This is a genomic window from Pseudomonas sp. G2-4 (assembly GCF_030064125.1).
Taxonomy (GTDB): domain Bacteria; phylum Pseudomonadota; class Gammaproteobacteria; order Pseudomonadales; family Pseudomonadaceae; genus Aquipseudomonas.
This window is the reverse complement of sequence record NZ_CP125957.1, coordinates 2,922,969-2,943,984: the sequence shown is the minus strand read 5'-3', so window position 1 is coordinate 2,943,984 and position 21,016 is coordinate 2,922,969. Positions and strand designations below refer to the sequence as shown.

17 protein-coding genes are annotated in these 21,016 nt (G+C 61.8%); 5 read left to right on the top strand and 12 right to left on the bottom strand.

What is annotated here, in order from left to right; all coding sequences use genetic code 11:
• Positions 1 to 94: 94 nt before the first annotated feature.
• Complete coding sequence (locus QNH97_RS12610) at positions 95 to 1,834, top strand: dipeptidase (RefSeq protein WP_283557122.1); 1,740 nt, start codon at positions 95 to 97, stop codon at positions 1,832 to 1,834.
• A 228-nt stretch (positions 1,835 to 2,062) separates the two neighbouring features.
• Here the strand turns inward: QNH97_RS12610 and QNH97_RS12605 are convergent, their stop codons facing one another.
• Positions 2,063 to 2,290: a DUF3079 domain-containing protein gene (locus QNH97_RS12605; RefSeq protein WP_283557121.1), complete on the bottom strand. Its 228-nt coding sequence runs from the start codon at positions 2,288 to 2,290 to the stop codon at positions 2,063 to 2,065.
• 202 nt (positions 2,291 to 2,492) lie between these two features.
• Here QNH97_RS12605 and QNH97_RS12600 point away from each other — a divergent pair, with 202 nt between their 5' ends.
• The 4 genes from QNH97_RS12600 to QNH97_RS12585 are packed head-to-tail and all read left to right on the top strand — an operon-like array spanning position 2,493 to position 5,620.
• Positions 2,493 to 3,023: an iron transporter gene (locus tag QNH97_RS12600; protein ID WP_283557120.1), complete on the top strand. Its 531-nt coding sequence runs from the start codon at positions 2,493 to 2,495 to the stop codon at positions 3,021 to 3,023.
• 2 nt (positions 3,024 to 3,025) lie between these two features.
• Positions 3,026 to 3,388: a cupredoxin domain-containing protein gene (locus QNH97_RS12595; RefSeq protein ID WP_283557119.1), complete on the top strand. Its 363-nt coding sequence runs from the start codon at positions 3,026 to 3,028 to the stop codon at positions 3,386 to 3,388.
• Between the two features lie 22 nt (positions 3,389 to 3,410).
• The gene (locus tag QNH97_RS12590; protein WP_283557118.1) at positions 3,411 to 4,265 is read left to right on the top strand and encodes an FTR1 family iron permease; all 855 of its coding nucleotides are present in this window, start codon (positions 3,411 to 3,413) and stop codon (positions 4,263 to 4,265) included.
• On the top strand, positions 4,253 to 5,620 hold the full coding sequence (locus QNH97_RS12585; protein ID WP_283557117.1) for a 4Fe-4S binding protein: 1,368 nt from the start codon (positions 4,253 to 4,255) through the stop codon (positions 5,618 to 5,620). Before QNH97_RS12590 ends, QNH97_RS12585 begins: the two co-directional genes overlap by 13 nt.
• Before the next feature lie 176 nt (positions 5,621 to 5,796).
• Here the strand turns inward: QNH97_RS12585 and QNH97_RS12580 are convergent, their stop codons facing one another.
• The 11 genes from QNH97_RS12580 to QNH97_RS12530 all read right to left on the bottom strand — a co-directional run bounded on the left by QNH97_RS12580 (position 5,797) and on the right by QNH97_RS12530 (position 20,921).
• Positions 5,797 to 6,492 (bottom strand): anaerobic ribonucleoside-triphosphate reductase activating protein, encoded by a 696-nt coding sequence (locus tag QNH97_RS12580; protein WP_283557116.1) that lies wholly within the window; start codon positions 6,490 to 6,492, stop codon positions 5,797 to 5,799.
• Positions 6,489 to 6,650 (bottom strand): anaerobic ribonucleoside-triphosphate reductase, encoded by a 162-nt coding sequence (gene nrdD, locus QNH97_RS12575; protein ID WP_003182303.1) that lies wholly within the window; start codon positions 6,648 to 6,650, stop codon positions 6,489 to 6,491. The genes QNH97_RS12580 and nrdD overlap by 4 nt, the downstream gene beginning before the upstream one ends.
• A gap of 31 nt (positions 6,651 to 6,681) precedes the next feature.
• On the bottom strand, positions 6,682 to 8,697 hold the full coding sequence (locus QNH97_RS12570; protein ID WP_283557115.1) for a ribonucleoside triphosphate reductase: 2,016 nt from the start codon (positions 8,695 to 8,697) through the stop codon (positions 6,682 to 6,684).
• Between the two features lie 738 nt (positions 8,698 to 9,435).
• Positions 9,436 to 10,428: a GTP 3',8-cyclase MoaA gene (moaA, locus tag QNH97_RS12565; RefSeq protein ID WP_283557114.1), complete on the bottom strand. Its 993-nt coding sequence runs from the start codon at positions 10,426 to 10,428 to the stop codon at positions 9,436 to 9,438.
• Positions 10,429 to 10,453: 25 nt separating this feature from the next.
• On the bottom strand, positions 10,454 to 11,425 hold the full coding sequence (locus QNH97_RS12560) for a peptidylprolyl isomerase (protein WP_283557113.1): 972 nt from the start codon (positions 11,423 to 11,425) through the stop codon (positions 10,454 to 10,456).
• Between the two features lie 10 nt (positions 11,426 to 11,435).
• The gene (gene narI / locus QNH97_RS12555) at positions 11,436 to 12,116 is read right to left on the bottom strand and encodes a respiratory nitrate reductase subunit gamma (protein ID WP_283557112.1); all 681 of its coding nucleotides are present in this window, start codon (positions 12,114 to 12,116) and stop codon (positions 11,436 to 11,438) included.
• The gene (gene narJ, locus QNH97_RS12550; protein WP_283557111.1) at positions 12,109 to 12,864 is read right to left on the bottom strand and encodes a nitrate reductase molybdenum cofactor assembly chaperone; all 756 of its coding nucleotides are present in this window, start codon (positions 12,862 to 12,864) and stop codon (positions 12,109 to 12,111) included. Before narJ ends, narI begins: the two co-directional genes overlap by 8 nt.
• A 2-nt stretch (positions 12,865 to 12,866) precedes the next feature.
• The gene (narH, locus tag QNH97_RS12545; protein ID WP_283557110.1) at positions 12,867 to 14,405 is read right to left on the bottom strand and encodes a nitrate reductase subunit beta; all 1,539 of its coding nucleotides are present in this window, start codon (positions 14,403 to 14,405) and stop codon (positions 12,867 to 12,869) included.
• Position 14,406: 1 nt separating this feature from the next.
• Positions 14,407 to 18,180: a nitrate reductase subunit alpha gene (locus QNH97_RS12540; RefSeq protein ID WP_283557109.1), complete on the bottom strand. Its 3,774-nt coding sequence runs from the start codon at positions 18,178 to 18,180 to the stop codon at positions 14,407 to 14,409.
• A gap of 64 nt (positions 18,181 to 18,244) precedes the next feature.
• On the bottom strand, positions 18,245 to 19,642 hold the full coding sequence (locus QNH97_RS12535) for a NarK family nitrate/nitrite MFS transporter (protein ID WP_283557108.1): 1,398 nt from the start codon (positions 19,640 to 19,642) through the stop codon (positions 18,245 to 18,247).
• Positions 19,620 to 20,921 (bottom strand): MFS transporter, encoded by a 1,302-nt coding sequence (locus QNH97_RS12530; protein WP_283557107.1) that lies wholly within the window; start codon positions 20,919 to 20,921, stop codon positions 19,620 to 19,622. The genes QNH97_RS12535 and QNH97_RS12530 overlap by 23 nt, the downstream gene beginning before the upstream one ends.
• Positions 20,922 to 21,016: the final 95 nt, after the last annotated feature.

Sequence of the window (21,016 nt, the reverse complement as noted above, 5' to 3'; positions counted from 1 at the left end):
TCAAGGGCTCCCCCGCCGCGTGTCCATGGTGTTAGGTTGTAAGTGATTGTTTCATCAAACGACACTTCTTCCCTGCAAAGGAATGCCTGCCACCATGAACTTCCCGTTCAAGCGTCTTGCCGTTGCCACCCTCGTACTGTCCAGCCTGTCGTCATTCGCGATGTCGGCCAACGCCAATATCACCGCGCAACAAAGCGCGACCATCGTCAAAACCTTCTCCGACACCTCGGTCACGGACTTCCGGCAGTTCCTGGGAAGTGTTGCCAAGAGTGACCTGGCGAAAACCGCCAATCTCGGCCCGGCCATCGACGCCTTCCTCGACAACAAGACCCTGTCGGCTGAACAGCAGAACGAAATCCATCGCCTGCTGGGCCTCTATGCACGGGTGAAGTACGGCAAAGCGGCCACCGAGACGCTGAAGGAGCTTGTGGCGATCCCGACCTTTCGCAAGGATGGCGTTGCCCAGCACGAAAACCCGGAATTCCTCAAGATCGCCGACAAGATCAAAAGCTTGTCGCAGGCTTTCAACCTGAACTTCCGCAACATCGACAACCGTGTCTATGAGATTTCCCTCGAAGGCAGCAGCGACGAAGTCGTCGGCATTCACGCCCACGCCGACGTGGTGCCGGTGACGCCGGAAAACTGGGTGCTCAAGGACGGCACCCGGCTCGATCCGTTCAAGGTCACCCTGGTGGGCGATCGCATGTATGGCCGGGGCACCGAGGACGATAAGAACGGCATCGTGGTGGCGCTCTATGCCATGAAAATCATCAAGGAAGAGAAGCTGCCACTGGCGAGGAATTTCAAGCTGCTGGTGGACACCACCGAGGAAACCACCGGCGACGCGATCCCCTATTATTTCGAACGCAACCCGACGCCCAACTACAACCTGGCGCTGGATGGCGGCTACCCCGTGGTGATCGCCGAGAAAGGCTACGGCACCGTCATGGCGAACTTTGCTCGACGTGACGCCCAGGGCAAAGGTGCCGAAATCACCGCACTGACCGGCGGCCTGGCCACCAACCAGATTCCGTCGACGTCGGTTGCCACTTTTACCAGCGACAAGCCCGCCGAACTGGCCGCCAGCCTGCTGCAAGCCGCTACGGACTACGCCAAGCGCAATGGCGGCAATTTCGAAGTGGCCTCCAAGGTCGTCGGCAAGGATGTGCAACTGACCTTCACGGGCGTTTCTGCCCACTCCTCCGAGCCCGAGTCAGGCGTCAACCCAGTGGCGAGGATGCTGGACTTCATCAACGGCCTCGACGGCAAGGTCGCACTCAAGCACAACCACATCACCGACGCCGCCCGTTACGCCGCCGAGAACTGGGGTCTGGACTACCTGGGCAAGCAATTGGGGATTGGTTTTTCCGATGCCTTCATGGGCCCGCTGACCGCGTCCCTGACCTACGTCGGGATGGATGAGAAGACCTTCAAACTCGCGGTCAATCTGCGAGTGCCGGTCGGCAAATCCACCGAAGCGCTCAAGACTGAGATTGCCGATAAGCTGGCCGCGTGGAGCAAGAAGTCCCAGGTCGCCGTGGCCTTCGACTATTCCATCGACGAGCCGATGTATCGCAACCCTGAAGGTGAATGGGTCAAGGCGCTGTTGGCCGTGTCCACCGAGAACCTGGGGATGGAACACAAGTACGGCACCTCCGCCGGCGCCACCTCGGTCCATGACTTGCCCAACGGCGTGCAGTTCGGCCTGGCCATGCCCGACGTCAAGTACACCGGTCATAACGACAACGAGTTCAAGACAGTCGAGCAGTTCCTGCTGGACCTGCAGATCGTGACCGAGATGATGGGGCGGATTGGGCAGTTGCCGAAGTTGTGATTGTCCGAGCCATGTCGTTCACTTGAGGCTTGCTTGTCACTTGAGGCTGCAAGTCCCTGAGGCTTGCTTGTCACTTGAGGCTGCAAGTCCCTGAGGCTAGCTTGATTCCTGTGGCGAGGGAGCTTGCTCCCGCTGGGTTGCGCAGCGACCCCAAGATTTTGCGGGCGCTGCGCACCCGAGCGGGAGCAAGCTCCCTCGCCACAGGGGTCCCCTCACCACAGGGTTGCCTCATTCCTTCAGGTAAGTTGCACTTGGATCGATGACCTTGGCGGTAATGTCCACCAGCTCCAGCCCCCAATCACCATGCAAGTACCAGTCATCTCCAATCATCTCGGCCGGGTGCATCGTTCGGTCGGCACCATTCCCGCAGGCCAGGGCATTGGTCGGACAGTAACGATCACAACCCCAGCAAATGCGCTCAGGATGTTTGGGACTGATGGGAAAAGGCTTTGCCATGACGACCCCGCATAACAGATGGGTGTGCCCGTACCCTACCGTGTCGCCGCGACATCCCCCTTGATCACGATCAAGAACAGCCGGACCCGGATGATCGGGCGTTCGCTGTTCGGAAATTCACGCTGAAAATTGACAAGAATCATTATTATTCGCAGCGATGCCTCCTAGACTCGGCCATCTTTTAGTCGTCCAGGAAGTCATCATGCGCACGCTTGCCCCCCTGTCTCTCGCCCTGCTGTTTCTCACACCCCTGGCCCAGGCCAAGGAATACCCTATCGGCGAACCACAAATGTGCCCAGGGCTGGAGGTCGGCGCGGTGTATCTGCAACCGATCGAAATGGCCCCGGCCGGCATGATGCGGGCCACGGCTGATTCTGACGTGCACCTGGAGGCCGACATCCGCGCCACGGCGGACAACAAACAAGGCTTCCAGGAAGGCAGCTTCGTGCCCTACCTCAACGTGTCCTTCCAATTGAAGAAACAGGGTGACGACACCGAACTGAAGGGCGATTTCCATGCCATGGTCGCCAATGACGGCCCCCACTACGGCGACAACGTGAAGCTGCTCGGCCCCGGCAAATACCAACTGACCTTCACCGTCCTGCCACCCGGCGGCCACGGTTCCCTCGGTCGTCACACCGACAAGGAAACCGGCGTAGCGCCGTGGTTCGAACGCTGCGAACTGCATTACGAATTCGTCTACGCCGGGATTGGTAAAAAAGGCGGGTACTGAGGATGAGTCGTCCAACCTGCGCGCGGCCTGTCACGCGCCATCGACGCCTGGCCGGGTGGATGCTGGCCGGTTTGGTCCTGCCGTCCATCGCCCATGCCCAGTTGCCGACTTACGAGCTGAGCATGCGCGATGGGCATTTCATCCCGCCGCTGTTGGAGGTCCCGGCCGGCCAGCGTTTCAAGATCGTGCTGAAAAATATCGGTGAGGGCCCTGCGGAATTCGAGAGCACGCCCCTGCGGGTCGAAAAAGTGTTGTCGCCTGGCGTCACCACCTTCGTCGTGATTCACCCACTGCAGCCTGGGCGCTATCCGTTTTTCGATGAATTCAATCCGCAACTGCCCGAGGGCGGCATCCTCGCCCAGTAATCGTCCAGCAGGAGGCGTTTGCATGACTCAATCGATGTTTATTGTCTGGCGCGAAAGCGTCGAGGCGTTGTTGGTGATCGGGATTCTCCAGGCCTGGGTCAGTCGACAGCCACAGGCCAGCCAACTGCTGCGCTACATCTGGAGCGGCGCACTGCTGGGCTTGCTGTTGTCGGGCGTACTGGCGGGGCTGATCCTGCTGGCCGGCGAAGCCATGAGCGGCGCCGCCAATGAATGGTTCCAGGCTTCGTTGGCATTGATCGCGAGTCTGTTGATCGTGCAGATGGTCGGCTGGATGCACCGCAACGCGGGGACACTGAAGCAAGACCTGTCGCGCCAGGCCGACCAGCGCCTGGGCCGCCAGGGTGGCCTGGGCTTGCTGGTGCTGGCCTTGCTGGCGGTCAGCCGCGAAGGCAGTGAAACCGTGGTCTTCCTGTATGGCGCCGGCGCCCGCTTGCAAGGACCGCCGCTGGGCCTGTTCGCAGTGGGTGCAATTGCTGGCCTGGTGCTGGCGCTGTTGACCGTTTCCTTGCTCCACGGCAGTCGCCGGTTCATCTCCTGGCCGCGTTTCTTCGCCATCAGTGAAGCGATCCTGCTGCTGTTGGGCGCGGCGTTGCTGGTCAGCGGCATCGAGCGGGTCGGCGGGCAATTGCTCGCGATGGATTGGCCCGAGCCGGTGTACCGCGGCATCGGCGATGCACTGTGGAACAGCAGCGCGATACTGGACGACGGTCATGGCTTGGGTGGTTTCCTCGCCGATTTCGCCGGGTATCGCGCCAGTCCCAGCGCGCTGACGTTGCTGGTATGGCTCGGCTATTGGCTGGCCGTCGCCGGATGGTTGCGGCCACGCAAGGCGGAAAACCTGCCATGCCTCACCTGAACCCCTGGCTCCAGCGCCTGGGCGACGGTATGAGGCGCCACGGCGCGACCATTCGTGCCGTGCAATGGGCGGTGGTGCTGTTCTATGCGGTGCTGCTGGTGATACCCGCCTTGTTGCCATTGCCCAGCAGTCAGGCGCATCTGTTCGACAACCTCACGCTGCTGGCGCAATTTCTGTTCTGGGGCCTGTGGTGGCCGTTCGTGTTGCTCTCGATCGTGTTGTTTGGTCGGCTCTGGTGTGGCGTGCTGTGCCCCGAAGGCGCCTTGAGCGAATGGGCCAGTCGCTACGGCAAAGGCCTGGGTGTGCCGAGAAGCGTGCGCTGGGCCGGCTGGCCGACCCTGGCGTTCTGCCTGACGACAATTTATGGCCAACTCATCAGCGTCTACGACTATGCCCAGGCGGCTCTGCTGATCCTGGGCGGCTCAACCGTCGCGGCGGTGATCGTTGGCCTGTTGTTCGCCCGTGGCAAGCGGGTCTGGTGCCGTTACCTGTGTCCGGTCAGTGGCGTCTTCGCCCTGCTCGCCCGCCTGGCGCCGGTGCACTTTCAAGTAGACGAACAACGCTGGCTGGAAAACCCAGCGCCGCGCCGCCCCGCGCCCAACTGCGCGCCCTTGCTGGACATCCGCCGCATGCGTGGCGCCAGCGATTGCCACGCCTGTGGTCGCTGCAGCGGCCAGCGCGATGCGGTGCGCCTGATCGCCCGCTCCAGCAACCAGGAAATCCTGCAATCAACACCCTCCACGCTCTCGCCCTGGGATGCACGCTTGCTGTTGTTCGGCGTCATCGGCCTGGCCATGGGGGCCTTTCAATGGACCGTCAGCCCCTGGTTCATCACCCTCAAGCAGGCGCTGGCCCAATGGCTGGTGGCACACGACCTGTTCTGGCCGTTGCAAGACACCGCGCCTTGGTGGCTGCTGACGCACTATCCGCAACTCAATGACAGCTTCAGCTGGCTCGACGGCTTCTGCATCGTCGCCTATTTGGGCGTGAGTGCCCTGCTGCTGGGCACTTCACTGATGCTGCTGATGCGCCTGGCGGCACGACTCGCGGGTAATCCCGCAGAATATTTGCCCCTGGCCATCACCCTGACGCCCGTGGGCGGTGCAGGCCTGTTCCTCGGCCTGTCGGCCACCACCGTCAAGTTGCTGCGCTATGAAGGGTTGCTGCTGGAGTGGGTGCAGCCGGCACGAGCCGGGCTGTTGGTGGCGGCGATGGCCTGGAGCCTGTGGCTGGGTTGGAAGCGCCTAGAGCAGATGGCGGCATCGCCTGTGCAGCGACTGGCCGGCATGGCGTGCCTGATATTGGCCAGCGGCTTGGTGGGTTATGGTTGGTGGTTGCAGTTTTGGGGGTGGTGACACGCAAAACCTGTGGGAGCGGGTGCTCACATGGGTTCAACACAAAACCCTTGTGGGAGCGAGCTTGCTCGCGATGACGTCGGCACAGCCAACATCACTGCAGCTGACCCACCGCTATCGCGAGCAAGCTCGCTCCCACAGGGGTTTGGCGGGCAGTCGTTCATCCCAACGCTCCCTCAACTACGCAACACAAACGAAGGAAACAACTCACGCATCGCGGCCCACAACTCCGGCTGCAACCCATGCGCCGAGATGCTGGAAAGATGCGGGTCGAGCATCCGCTCGGTGCGCACCAGTTGCACGGCAAACCGCGTGACGCCCCGTTCGCTCAAGCGTTCGGCCAGGGTCAACAGCCGTTCGGGGTTGAACAGATGCCAGTGCACGGTCGTGCGGCATTCATAGTCCACGCCGCTGGCCAGCAGATGGTCGAGGCTGCGCCAGTTGGCAGCGCCGCTGCCGTGGACTCGGGTCACGTCCAGGGCATCTTCGGGCAAGGCCTTGATGTCGAAGCCGACCCAGTCGGCCAGGCCGACCACTTTGGCGAAGGCCGCCGGCTTGATCCCGGCGCTGTGCAGGCCTATGCGAAAACCCATTTGCCGCACCTCCTCCATCGCTGGCGCCAGGCCGTCCTGCAGGGTCGGTTCGCCGCCGCTGAACACCACGGCGTCGAGCAGGTCCTGACGGCGTTGCAGGAACGCCAAGACCCGACACCAATCCACCTCCGCGCTGCCGCGCGGCGGGATCAGTTGCGGGTTGTGGCAATAACGACAACGCCAGGCGCAGCCCTGGCAGAACAATACGCACGCCAGTTGGCCCGGATAATCGAGGGTGGTCAGGGGCACCATGCCCCCGACCCGTAGCACTCGACTCATGGACGCCCGGCCGCGCTTTCGGTGAAGTGCACCCGTTCGCGATGCTCGGACTGTTTGCCCGGGTTGAAGGCTGCCACCGGGCGGTGATAACCCATCACGCGGGTCCAGACTTCGCAACGTTGACGCTGCGCTTGTGGAAGGCTTTGTGACGCATTCATGGGTGAAGCTCCTTGCGGTCGATGGATCGGATCAGTGAACGCTGCCTGCCAACTGCTGTTGCAGCAGCAAGGCCTCGTCGCATTTCGGGCAAAATTCGTGTTCGCCAGCCAGATAACCGTGTACCGGGCAGATGGAAAAGGTCGGCGTGATGGTCAGGTATGGCAGGCGGAAACGGCCCAGGGCTTTGCGCACCAATTGCTTGCAAGCCTGGGTCGAGGAAATCTGCTCGGCCATGTACAGGTGCAACACGGTGCCGCCGGTGTATTTGCACTGCAGTTCGTCCTGCAATTCCAGGGCTTCGAACGGATCGTCGGTGAACCCCACCGGCAGTTGCGACGAGTTGGTGTAGTACGGCGCGACAGGGCTGCCGGCCTGCAAGATATCGGGATAGCGCTTGAGGTCTTCCTTGGCGAAACGGTAAGTCGTGCCTTCGGCAGGCGTGGCCTCCAGGTTGTAGAGGTGGCCGGTTTCTTCCTGGAAACGCAGCAGCGTGGCCCGCACGTGATCCAGCAGCTTCAGGGCGAACGCACGGCCCTGCTCGGTGTGGGTGCCTTGCTGATCATCGGTGAAATTGCGCAGCATTTCGTGCAGGCCATTCAAACCGATGGTGGAGAAGTGATTGCGCAGCGTGCCCAGGTAGCGCTTGGTGTAGGGATACAAACCGGCATCCATGTGATGCTGGATGACCTTGCGCTTGACCTCCAGGCTCTCCATCGCCAATTCCATCAGGGCATCGAGGCGTTGCAGCAACGCACTGGTGTCGCCCTTGTACAGGTAACCCAGGCGCGCGCAGTTGATCGTCACCACCCCCAATGAGCCGGTCTGCTCCGCCGAACCGAACAGGCCACCACCGCGCTTGAGCAGTTCGCGTACGTCCAGTTGCAGGCGACAGCACATCGAGCGCACCTGATTGGGTTGCATGTCCGAGTTGAGGAAGTTTTGGAAATACGGCAGGCCGTAACGGGCGGTCATTTCGAACAACCGGTCGGCGTTCTCGCTGTCCCACGGGAAATCATGGGTGATGTTGTAGGTCGGGATCGGGAAGGTGAACACCCGCCCTTTCGCATCACCGGCCTGCATCACCTCGATGTAGGCGCGGTTGATCAGCTCCATTTCTTCTTGCAGGTCACCGTAGGCGAACGGCATCTCTTCGCCGCCGATCACCGGGATCTGTTCACGCAAATCCTCCGGGCAGACCCAATCGAACGTGAGGTTGGTGAAGGGCGTTTGCGTGCCCCAGCGCGACGGGACGTTGAGGTTGTAGATGAACTCTTGCAGCGACTGGCGAACCTCGCCATAGCTGAGCCTGTCCTTGCGCACATAGGGCGCCAGGTACGTGTCGAACGAGCTGAACGCCTGGGCCCCGGCCCATTCGTTCTGCAGGGTGCCGAGAAAGTTGACCATCTGCCCCAAAGCGCTACTCAAATGCTTGGGCGGCCCGGCCTCGACCCGCCCTGGCACGCCATTGAGGCCTTCATGCAACAGCGTGCGCAAGGACCAACCGGCACAGTAGCCGGCGAGCATGTCCAGGTCGTGGACGTGCAAATCAGCCTCGCGGTGTGCCTGGCCGATGGCCTGGCTGTAGACCTCGTCGAGCCAATAGTTGGCGGTGACCTTGCCCGACACATTGAGGATCAGCCCGCCGAGGGAATAACCTTGGTTGGCGTTGGCCTGCACGCGCCAGTCTTCGCGGTCCAGGTATTCGTTCATCGAGGTGGCGACCTCCACCAGGGTGCGACGGTCCCGGCGCAGGCGTCCGTGTTGTTCGCGGTAGACGATATAGGCGCGCATGGAAAGGAAGAACCCGGCGTCCATCAACACCCGCTCGACGCGGTCCTGGATCTGCTCGACGCTCAAGCGATTCTGCCCTTCCAACCGAACCAGCACCGCCTCCAACAACCCCTCGGCCTCGGCTTCGGCGTACTCACCGGTGGCCTTGCCAGCAGCAATCAGCGCCTGACGGATCTTGTCCGCATCAAACGCAACCACACTGCCATCGCGCTTATGCAAGCGGTTACAGCCCACAGCGATCAACGTACTCTGCATTTTGGCTCCAGACACTACATATAGGCTTTTAAAGTTAAATAAACACAATATGCAGTGGAGAGTACGGACAAAAGGCAGGGTTGCAATTGATCGATATCAAGAATCGGGGGTGACTATCCATCGAGCTTGAAAGGTCATTTGGCAGCCCCCTTATCCCTGTGGGCGAGCTTGCTCGCGATAGCGGTGGGTCAGTTGAGATCGATGTTGAACGGGCCGCCGTCATCGCGAGCAAGCTCGCTCCCACAATTGGATTGGAGTGCGACAGGGAGAAACAGGTTGGCTGTGAGGCCGCCTTCGCGAGCAGGCTCGCTCCCACAGGGGAAACGCGGTCCCCCAGAACCAGGCCGGCTATAAGGCCGCCTCGCGGCGGACGTTGATTTCGGCGCCCCGTTAACCACGATGGCCGAACGCAGGCATTGCGCAGTGGGCACCTCGGCATGGATGCCGAGGTAGCCGCGCTGGACCATGGATGGTCCTTCGCGGCGGGCCCACGGAGCAATGCCGGAGTGAGGGCATGCCGAGCCTAGGCGAGGCACCGAGTGGTGGGGCTAAAGCGTTTTGCTTACTTTTGCGCTTCTCAAAAGTGAGACGCCGTAAGGGCGGAACCCTAAGTGGCCGTTACCGCAGCAACGGATATGCCCCCGATCAACAACATCCTGCATTCAGAACAGAGCAGAACAGGTCTGCTGCGCAGCCCAGCGGGAGCAAGCTCCCTCGCCACGGGGGCCGCGCAAGCACTTAGCCTCCCGTCATGTTCATGAACCGCACAATCTGCACTTCCCCTCCAAGGTTAAAGGCATGGCGCAGAGGTTTCCCACGTAAAGCCTGGCGCACCGCCTGAACAATCGGCTGGTCATCCAACGGATAACGCCGCAACAAGCCACGCAGATCGAGAGAATCCTCCTGCCCCAGGCACAACAGCAAGCGCCCCTCGACCGTCATGCGCACACGATTGCAACTGGCACAAAAGTTATGGCTATTAGGCGAAATGAACCCAATCCGAGTCTGCGGATGCCGCTCCAAACGCACATAACGCGCCGGCCCGCCGCTGTTTTCGGTGCTGTCCAGCAGGCGATGATGGCGAGCGATCTCGGCCCGGACCTCATCGCTGGCACAGAACGACTCACCCCGGGAACGACCCACCTCCCCCAACGGCATTTCCTCGATAAAGCTGATGTCGATCCGCTGCTCGATGGCGTACTGCACCAACGCCGGGACCTCATCGAAGTTGCGCCCTTTCATTACCACGCAGTTCAACTTGATCCGCTCGAACCCGGCCACCTTCGCCGCTTCTATCCCGGCCAGCACCTGATCCAGGTCGCCGTTACGGGTGATCGCCCGAAAGCGCTCCCCGTCCAGGCTATCGAGACTGATGTTCATGCGCTTGACCCCAGCGTCGACCAGCGGCTGGGCCAGACGCCCCAACTGCGAGCCGTTGCTGGTCATCACCAGTTCCCGCAGGCCGGGCAACGCCGCGATCTCGCGACACAACCCGACGATGCCCGGACGGATCAGCGGCTCACCACCGGTCAGGCGGATTTTCTTCACCCCCAGACCGACGAACACCCCCGCCAGACGCTGCAACTCTTCCAGGGTCAATACCTGCTGACGCGGCAGGAACGTCATGTTTTTCGCCATGCAATACACACAGCGAAAATCACAACGATCGGTCACCGACATCCGCAAATAATCGATCTGGCGCCCAAACCCATCCTGCAACACCGCGTTCATGGAAATCTCCCGGTTGAGCCAGCGCTCACTGCACCAGCGGCGAGTCGACGCCCTGAAGATGAATGCCACGGATGTCCGCCGCTCCAATCAGGGTTTGCAGGTACTGCACCAGCGCTTTCTGCCAGACGCCCTGTTGCAACTGGGTACGAATCGCCGTGGCCACCGCCTCGTAAGGCAACGCCTGGCCTTCGATGCGCTGGTCAATGCTGATCACGTGCCAGCCATAACGACTCTCCAGCGGTTTGCTGGCCAGGCCCGCCGGCAGGGTGAACAGCTGGCGCTCCAGTTCAGGCACGGTCTGGCCCTTGCTGATTTGCCCCAGCGAACCGCCTTGTGCCTTGGACGGACACGCCGAATGCGTCAGTGCCAGCTCAGCGAAACTGCCCGGAAACTGGTCCAGCCGCTCCAGCAGCACCTCAGCCTGGTCATGAGCCTGGCTGCGGGCTTCGCCATCGTCCGGCGCGCATTCAAGCAGGATGTGCCGCACCGCCAACAACGGTGCACTATGGAAGCGCGCCCGATTGTTCTCGTAATAACGCAGGCAGGTGGCTTCGTCACATTGCGGCACCAGCACCTCACGCTCGAGCAGTAGCCGCGTGGCCGCCTCTTCTTCGTTTTCACCGGCACCGACCTGCAACGCCAGGCCCAACTCGGCGATGCGTTGTTGGAGCAATTCCCGAATCACCAAGGCCCGTGCTGCCTGGTAGACCGCATCCTCGCGGCTTTCCGCCGGGTGGTATTGCAGCTCCTGGGCCATCGCCTGCGGGGTGACCGCCACCCCGTTGACGCTGATGATCGGCCATTCCTGCTCACTGCTGGCGATCAACTGCGCGGGGGCTTCATCCACCGCCACCGTCCCGGCCTGGGCCGGTTCGAACTGCACCGCCCCGGTCGGTTCGACCTCATCGATCGACGCCATCACCGGCGCCGCTTTTGCCGAAGAACCACAACCGCCGCTACCGCCACCACTACCGCCACATCCGCATCCACTCGCCATGATCTTCTCCTCAGAACTTCTGCCGAACGATTTGATAACGACGTCCCAGGTACCAGACCGGCGCACTGACGATGTGCACCAGACGAGTGAACGGGAACAACACGAACAAGGTCAGACCAAGCACCACGTGGAGCTTGTAGACCAAGCCCACCGGTGCAATCGACGTGGCCGCTTCCACCGGACGCAACAACACGGTGTTCTGGGCCCAGTCGGCCAGCATCACCATTACCGAACCGTCCATGTGGGCGGTGGACGCGACGATGGTCAGCAACCCCAACACCAGTTGCACCAGCAGCACCACCAGCACCAGGATGTCCGAGGTACTGGACGTGGCGCGGACCCGTGGGTCGGTCAGGCGCCGGTTAATCAGCATCACCAGGCCGATCAGGCACAGCACGCCGAAGAAACCACCGGAGACCATGGCCAACAACTGTTTGTTCTCAGTGCTCAGCACATGGTGGTAGATCGCCGACGGCGTCAGCAGGCCGACGAAGTGCCCGGCCAGTACGAACAGCACGCCGACGTGGAACAGGTTGCTTGCCACGCGCATGCCGCGATTGCTCAGCATCTGGCTGGAGCCGGCCTTCCAGGTGTACTGGGACAGGTCGAATCGCGCCCAACTGCCGAGCAGGCAGATCGCCAGGGCGACATAGGGGTAGACCCCGAACAACAACAGATCCCATTTAGACATTACCCACCTCCCCGGCTGGCGCTGCGGCCAACCCTTCATGCTGAAAATCCACCCAGTGCAACGGCACCGCACTTTCATCCCGCGCCTTGCCGGGTGCGCTGGGCAGTGAACTGCAACGGTCCTGTTGTTCGGCCTTCATGAAATCCACCTGCTCTTCTTCCCAGATCTTGTCCAGGGCTTCGAGGGAGTCGTCCCGAGGCTCGGCCTTCACTTGCTCACGCAATTCGGCCACCGCCACCTGGGGTTCGGCCCCAGCGATCTGCAGCAAGGCCCGGAAGCAACTGGCGTAGACGCTTTCACGCTCGTCCAGGCGCGCCGCGAGCAAGGCCAGCAGGTGCGCCACGTCCGCCAAGCCCTCGCGGGCCTCGATGTCTTCGCGGGTGGAAAGAAACTCCAGGTACAGCGGGATGTAGTCAGGCAACTCTTTGACGCCGATGGCGAAACCGGCCTCTTCGTACTGGGCCATCATGTCCACCATGGCCTGGCCACGGTCGCGGGACTCACCGTGGACATGTTCGAACAGCAGCAGCGACAGTGAGCGGCCACGACCGAACAACGCGCCGTAGTGTTCCTGGCCGTCCATCAAGTCCTTGCCGCAGATCACCTCCAGCAATTCGAACAGGTCGGCGCGCTGCTGGGGGCTGATTTCCCGCGCTTGCACAATGGCCTGCTCCAGCTCGTCGCGACCGGCCACCAGGGTCTCGGTCGGATAATCGAGCAGCAACGAAATCACCTTGAGAATGCGCATGTTCATTCCTCCCACAACTGCACGGTTTTGATCACGTCGCGGCGATTGGCCTTCTTGCCGCCGAACATGTTGGTGTCGGAACTGCCGCTGCAACCGCTGCCGAAGCTGAAACCACACCCGGAGCGTTCGGCGAACGCGTCGCTCATGGCGTCTTCACGGTGAGCACTCGGTACGACGAAACGATCTTCGTAGTTGGCGATGGCCAGGTAGCGGTACATCTCTTCCACCTGATTCACGCTCAAGCCGACGTCGGCCAGCACTTGCAGATCCTGCACGCCGTCCACCTGCTCGGAACGCTTGTAGGCGCGCATCGCCAGCAAACGCTTGAGGGCGCGCTTGACCGGCTTTTCATCGCCGGCGGTGAGCATGTTGGCCAGGTAACGCAGCGGGATGCGCAGGCTGTCGACATCCGGGATCACCCCGTTCATACCCACGGTACCGGCGGCGGCAGCGTTCTGGATCGGCGACAGCGGCGGCACGTACCAGACCATTGGCAAGGTGCGGTATTCCGGGTGCAGCGGCAGCGCGAGTTTCCAATCCACGGCCATTTTGTAGACCGGCGAGCGTTGCGCCGAGTCGATCACCGACTGCGGCACGCCATCGGCCAGGGCCTGGCGGATCACCGCCGGGTCGTTCGGGTCGAGGAAAATCTCCAGCTGTTTCTCGTACAGGTCGTGCTCATTGGCGGTGCTGGCCACTTCGCTGATGCGGTCGGCGTCATACAGCAGCACACCGAGGTAACGGATCCGGCCAACGCAGGTTTCCGCGCAGACGGTCGGCATCCCGGCTTCGATACGCGGGTAGCAGAAGATGCATTTTTCCGACTTGCCGCTCTTCCAGTTGAAATAGATCTTTTTGTACGGGCAGCCACTGATACACATGCGCCAGCCGCGGCACTTCTCCTGGTCGATCAGGACGATGCCGTCCTCTTCGCGCTTGTAGATCGCGCCGCTCGGGCACGATGCCGCGCACGTCGGGTTCAGGCAGTGCTCGCACAGGCGCGGCAGGTACATCATGAAGGTGTTTTCGTACTCGCCGTAGATGTCCGCCTGGATCTGGTCGAAATTCTTGTCCTTGCGCCGCTTGGCGAATTCGGTACCGAGGATTTCCTCCCAGTTCGGGCCCCATTCGATTTTCTGCATGCGCTTGCCAGACACCAGCGAACGCGGCCGTGCGGTCGGTTGGTGCTCGCCCAGTGGCGCGGTGTGCAAGTGCTGGTAGTCGAAGTCGAACGGTTCGTAGTAATCGTCCAGGCTCGGCAGGTCCGGGTTGGCGAAGATGTTCGCCAGCACGCGGAACTTGCCGCCGATGCGCGGGTTGATCGAGCCGTCAGCGTTGCGGATCCAGCCGCCCTTCCATTTGTCCTGGTTTTCCCATTCCTTGGGGTAGCCGATGCCTGGCTTGGACTCAACGTTGTTGAACCAGGCGTATTCCATGCCTTCGCGGCTGGTCCAGACGTTCTTGCAGGTGATCGAGCAGGTGTGGCAGCCGATGCATTTGTCCAGGTTCAGGACCATGCCGATTTGTGAGCGAATTTTCATCTCAGTTCTCCTCGATATCAGTCGGCAGTGGACGCGGCAGATCATCGCCACTGGAACCGTCGAGCCAATCGACCTTGGACATTTTGCGCACCACGACGAACTCGTCGCGGTTGCATCCGACCGTGCCGTAATAGTTGAAACCGTAGGCCTGCTGGGCGTAGCCACCGATCATGTGGGTGGGTTTGAGCACCACGCGGGTCACCGAGTTGTGGTGGCCGCCACGGGTCTTGGTGGTTTCTGAACCGGGCACGTTCACGATCCGTTCCTGGGCGTGATACATCATCACCATGCCTTCCTTGACCCGCTGGCTGACCACCGCCCGGGCGGTCAGTGCGCCGTTGACGTTGAAGCATTCGATCCAGTCGTTGTCCTCGATACCGGCGCGCTTGGCGTCGATTTCCGAGAGCCAGACAATCGGTCCGCCACGGCTCAAGGTAAGCATCAGCAGGTTGTCGCTGTAGGTGCTGTGAATGCCCCACTTCTGGTGCGGGGTGATCCAGTTCAGGACGATCTCGGTCTCGCCATTGCTGCGCTTGCCCTTCACGCCTTCGATGGTGCGGGTGTTGACCGGTGGCCGGTAACTCATCAGCTGCTCGCCGAACGCCTGCATCCAGGGGTGATCCTGGTAGAACTGCTGGCGACCGGTGATGGTGCGCCATGGAATCGCCTCGTGAACGTTGGTGTAGCCGGCGTTATAGCTCACGTGATCGTCTTCCAGGCCAGACCAGGTCGGGCTGGAAATGATCTTGCGCGGCTGGGCCTGGATGTCGCGGAAACGAATGGCCTCGTGCTCCTTGGAGATGGCCAGGTGGCTGTGGTCGATGCCGGTGAACTCCGACAGCGCCGCCCAGGCTTTCAAGGCGACATGGCCGTTGGTTTCCGGGGCCAGGGACAGGATCACTTCAGCAGCGTCGATGGCGCTGTCGATCTTCGGCCGGCCTTGACTGATGCCTGCCTCGACTTCCTTGTGGTTCAGTTCGCCGAGGAATTTCACTTCAGTCTCGGTGTTCCAGTTGATGCCCTTGCCGCCGTTGCCGAGCTTCTCGAGCATCGGGCCCAGGGAAGTGAACTGCTTGTAGATGTTCGGGTAGTCGCGCTCCACCACGTGCAGGTTCGGCGCGTTCTTGCCCGGCTCCGGCGCCACGCCGGCACTTTTCCAGTCGGTACCGCCAAAGGGTTGGGCCAGTTCGCCGACGCTGTCATGCATCAACGGCACGGTAACCAGGTCTTTCTCGACACCCAGGTGCCCGACCGACATGGCGGAAAACGCCTTGGCGATGCCTTTGTAGATTTCCCAGTCCGAACGCGACTCCCAGGCCGGATCGATGGCGGCCGACAGCGGGTGGATGAACGGGTGCATGTCCGAGGTGTTCATGTCGTCTTTTTCGTACCAGGTCGCGGTCGGCAAGACGATGTCGGAATACACGCAGGTCGAGGACATGCGGAAGTCCAGGGTGGTCACCAGGTCGAGCTTGCCAATGGCGCCCTCGTCGACCCATTCGGCTTCGGTAGGCTTGCACTCGGTGCTATGGCCGATGTCTTCGTTCATCACGCCGTTCTTGGTGCCCAACAGGTACTTGAGCATGTACTCGTGGCCCTTGCCCGAGGAGCCCAGCAGGTTGGAGCGCCAGATGAACATGTTGCGCGGGAAGTTCACCGGGCTGTCGGGCTGCTCGCAGGCAAAGCGCAGGGAACCGTCCTGCAGCGACTTGACCACGTAGTCCTTGGGTTCCAAGCCCGCGGCGGCGGCATCGCGGCAGATGTGCAGCGGGTTGGTGTTGAGTTGCGGCGCGCTCGGCAACCAGCCGGCCCGTTCGGCGCGGATGTTGTAGTCCAGGGCGTGCTCAGGGAATTGCGATTTGTCGGCCAGGGGCGAGAGCACGTCGTGCATGCTCATCTTCTCGTGGCGCCATTGCGAACTGTGGCCGTAGAAGAAGCTGGTGCCGTTCATCTGCCGTGGCGGACGGTTCCAGTCCAGGCCAAAGGCCAGGGGCAGCCAGCCGCATTGCGGACGGAGTTTTTCCTGGCCCACATAGTGAGCCCAGCCGCCGCCGGTCTGGCCGACGCAACCGCAGAGCATGAGCATGTTGATCAGCCCGCGGTAGTTCATGTCCATGTGATACCAGTGGTTCATCGCCGCACCGACGATGATCATCGAGCGTCCACGGGTCTTGTCAGCGTTGTCGGCGAACTCGCGGGCGATCTGGATCGCCTTCTCGCGGCTCACACCCGTGATTTGCTCCTGCCAGGCCGGCGTACCGGGTACCGAGGCGTCGTCGTAGTCCTTGGCGACGTTGGCGCCACCCAGGCCACGGTCGATGGCCAGGTTGGCCGCCGACAGGTCGAACACGGTGGCGACTTTCGCCACGCTGCCGTCCGCCAGCACCACGCTGTGCACGGGTACGCGACGGTACTGCACCGCTTCACCGGCCACGTGCTGGAAGTACTCCTGGGCTTCACCGGCAAAATACGGGAAGGCCACTTCGGCGACGTCGCCACCGATCAGGCTCAGCTTGAGGTCGATCTCACGGCCCTCGCCGCCTTCACGGGCGAGGATGTTCCACTTGCCCTTCTCGCCCCAGCGATAGCCGATGGAGCCTTGGGGTGAAACCAGTTCACCGCTGGCATCCAGGGCGATGGTTTTCCATTCCGGGTTGTTCTCCTGGCCGAGATTGTCGGTCAGGTCACTGGCGCGCAGGAAACGGTCGGGCTGGTAGCCCGCACCCGGTGCCATGCCGAGCATCGGCTTGAGCATCACCAGCACCGGCAGGTCGGTGTAGCGCTTGGCGTATTCGGTGAAATAGGCGCTGGGCTTGTCCAGGTGGAATTCTTTGAAGATCACATGGTTGAAGGCCTGGGCCAGCGCGGCGTCGGTGCCCTGCTTGGGGTTGAGCCACAAGTCGGTGAGCTTGGCGACTTCCGAGTAGTCCGGGGTGATCGCCACGGTCTTGGTGCCCTTGTAGCGCACCTCGGTGAAGAAGTGCGCGTCCGGGGTACGGGTCTGCGGGACGTTGGAACCCCAGGCAATGATGTAGTTGGAGTTGTACCAGTCGGCCGATTCCGGCACGTCGGTCTGTTCGCCCCACACCATCGGCGAAGCGGGCGGCAAGTCGCAGTACCAGTCATAGAAGCTCAGGCACACGCCACCGATCAGCGACAGGTAACGCGAGCCGGCGGCATAGCTGACCATCGACATGGCCGGGATCGGCGAGAAGCCGACCACCCGGTCCGGGCCGTGTTCCTTGATCGTGTAGACGTTGGCGGCGGCAATGATCTCGTTGACTTCTTCCCAGTTGGAACGGATGAAGCCGCCCATGCCGCGCTTGCTTTTATAGGAGTCGGCCTTGACCTTGTCCTCGACGATGCTGGCCCAGGCTTCCACCGGTGGCAAGGTCTGCCGGGCTTCGCGCCACAACTTGAGCAATGGCTTGCGGATCTTCGGGTACTTGAGCCGGTTGGCGCTGTAGATGTACCAGCTGTAGCTGGCACCACGAGGACAGCCGCGTGGTTCGTGGTTGGGCAGATCGTTACGGGTGCGCGGGTAGTCGGTCTGCTGGGTTTCCCAGGTGATCAGGCCGTTCTTGACGTAGATCTTCCACGAGCACGAGCCGGTGCAGTTCACCCCATGGGTGGAGCGCACGATCTTGTCGTACTGCCAGCGGGAGCGGTAGACGTTCTCCCAGTCGCGGGACTCCTTGCGGGTCTCGCCGTGACCATCGGAAAACTCGCCTTGCTTGCGGTTGAAAAACCGCAGTTGATCCAGTAAATGACTCACAGTGTGTTCCTCTCAGGCTTGCTCCGCGGGGTCTGCGCCCCGCCCACGCAGGTTTAGGTTCGGCTTAGCAAGGTGTCGCGGCGCCCTTGCGGGCATACCACCACCAGGTCACCACGATGCAGCTCAGGTAGAAGCCGACGAACATGTAGAAGGCCATCTCCGGGCCGCCGGTCAGGGCCATCGAAGTGCCGAATGATTTAGGAATGAAGAACGCCCCGAAGGCGCCCATGGCCGAGCTGAAACCCAGCACCGCGGCCGACTCCTTACCGGCGTTCTTGATCGCTTGCTCGCGCACCTCGGGCTTTTTCCCCAGGGCGGATTTTTCATGCAGGGTGCGGAAGATCACCGGGATCATGCGGAAGGTCGAACCGTTGCCCACGCCAGTGGTGATGAACAGCAACATGAACATGCCCAGGAAGCCGTAGAAGTTGCCGCCCTGGCCGTTCTGCGGCAAAAAGTGCAGGACGCCGAAGACCATCGCGATCATCAGGACAAAGTTCCACAGGGTGACCTTCGCGCCACCGAGCTTGTCCGCCAGCCAGCCGCCCAGTGGACGCACCAAGGCACCGACCAGCGGGCCGAGGAAAGCGAATTTCAGCGCGATGACTTCCGGGAACGAGGTCTTGATCAGCAGTGGAAAGGCGGCAGAGAACCCGATGAACGAGCCGAAGGTTGCCAGGTACAACCAGCACATCAGCCAGTTGTGCTTGCGCTTGAAGATCACTGCCTGCTCGCTGAACGAAGCCCGGGCACTGGACAGGTCGTTCATGCCGAACCAGGCAATCAGGGTCACGGCGAGGATGAACGGCACCCAGATGAAACCGGCGTTCTGCAGCCACAACGAGCTGCCGTCGGCCAACACCTGTGGCTGGCCGCCCATGAAGCCGAACACACCGAAGGAGATCACCAGCGGCACGCTGAACTGCATCACCGACACACCCAGGTTACCCAGCCCGGCGTTCAGGCCCAGGGCGGTGCCCTGCTGGGACTTGGGGTAGAAGAAGCTGATGTTGGACATGCTCGAGGCGAAGTTGCCGCCACCAAAACCACAGAGCAGCGCGATCAGCACGAACACGTTGTAGGGCGTGCTCGAGTCCTGCACGGCGAAGCCCATCCACAGCGCAGGCACCAGCAACGATGCGGTGCTCAGGGCGGTCCAGCGCCGGCCGCCGAAGATCGGCACCATGAACGAGTAGAAGATGCGCAAGGTAGCGCCGGACAGCCCCGGCAAGGCCGCCAGCCAGAACAGTTGGTCAGTGGTGAAGCTGAAGCCGATGGCGTTAAGGCGCACGATCACCGTGCTCCAGACCATCCAGACCGCGAAGGCCAACAGCAACGCAGGAATCGAGATCCACAGGTTGCGCCGGGCGGTCAGTTTGCCGCTGCTACCCCAGAACGCGGGGTCTTCCGGACGCCAGTCATGAATGACCGGGCCTTTTTCAGGCGTTTGCAGAACGGACATGTTCTTCTCCTTGGGCAATGCTGGAAAACGGGGATTGGCTGGCCGGCGACTGCTTACCCAGCAGCGGGCGCTTGCGCATTTCGCTGAAGTACATCCAGGTGAGGGAGACCCAGACCACGCCGTACATCAACATGAAGCAGGACGAGCGCACGCCGGTGAGGTCCACCAGGGCGCCAAACATGATCGGCAGCACAAACCCGCCCAGACCGCCGGCGAGGCCGACGATGCCGGACACCGCGCCCATGTTTTTCGGGTAGTCGTTGGCGATGTACTTGAAGACCGAGGCTTTGCCGAACGCGAAGGCGATGCCCATCACGAACAGCAGCACGGTGAACAGCGTGGCGTTGAGGCCGATGTGGAAATCGACGATGCCGTTGACGGTCTGTACTTGCAGTTGAGTCTGGGGATAGGACAGCAGGAACAGGCAGATCCAGCTGACCCACAGCACCCACCAGGTCACGCTCTGGGCGCCCCAGCGGTCGGACATCCAGCCACCGACGGCCCGCAGCACGCCACCAGGCAGGGAGAAACAGGCCGCCAGCAGCGCTGCGCTTTGCAGGCTGAAGCCGTATTCCTGCACGTAGTATTTGGTCATCCACAGGGCCAGGGCCACGTAGCCGCCGAACACGATCGAGTAGTACTGGCAGTAGCGCCACACGGCCGGTTCTTTCAGGGCTTTCAATTGCTCGCGCAACGTGGCGCCGCCAGTACCGCTGTGTTCTTTTTTCTCGGTGGTGAGGAACCAGAACAGCAGCGCGGTGATGAACAGGATGGCGCTGAAGACTTTCGGCACCAGGTGCCAGGAGCCGAACGCGATCAGGGCCGGGGCGAGGAACTTGGTGACCGCCGCGCCAGCGTTGCCTGCGCCAAAGACGCCCATGGCAAAACCCTGGTTCTGTTTGTCGAACCATTTGGCGACGTAGGCGATGCCCACCGAGAACGAGCCGCCGGCCAGGCCGACGAACAGGCCCAGCACCAGGAACTGCCAGAAGGCCGTGGCCAGGGTGATCAGGTACAGCGGCAACACACAGGCCAGCATCAGCAGGAAGAACACGATCCGTCCACCAAAGCGGTCGGTCAAAAGCCCCAGGGGCAAACGCACCAGCGAACCGGTCAGCACCGGCGTGGCAGCCAGCAGGCCGAACTGGGTTTCGTTGAGGGCCAGCAGTTCCTTGATCGGAACGCCGAGCACGGCAAACATCATCCAGACCATGAAGCACACGGTGAAGGCCAGGGTACTCATCCCTAGTACCAGCCCTTGTTGCACTTGCGCTCGCATTACGATGCACTCCGTCAGTTCGATGAGCGCAGCCTAGTGATGCGTACCCCGCAAAAACTTGACCTGGGTCAACGTGCGCAGGGGGGGTACTGGCC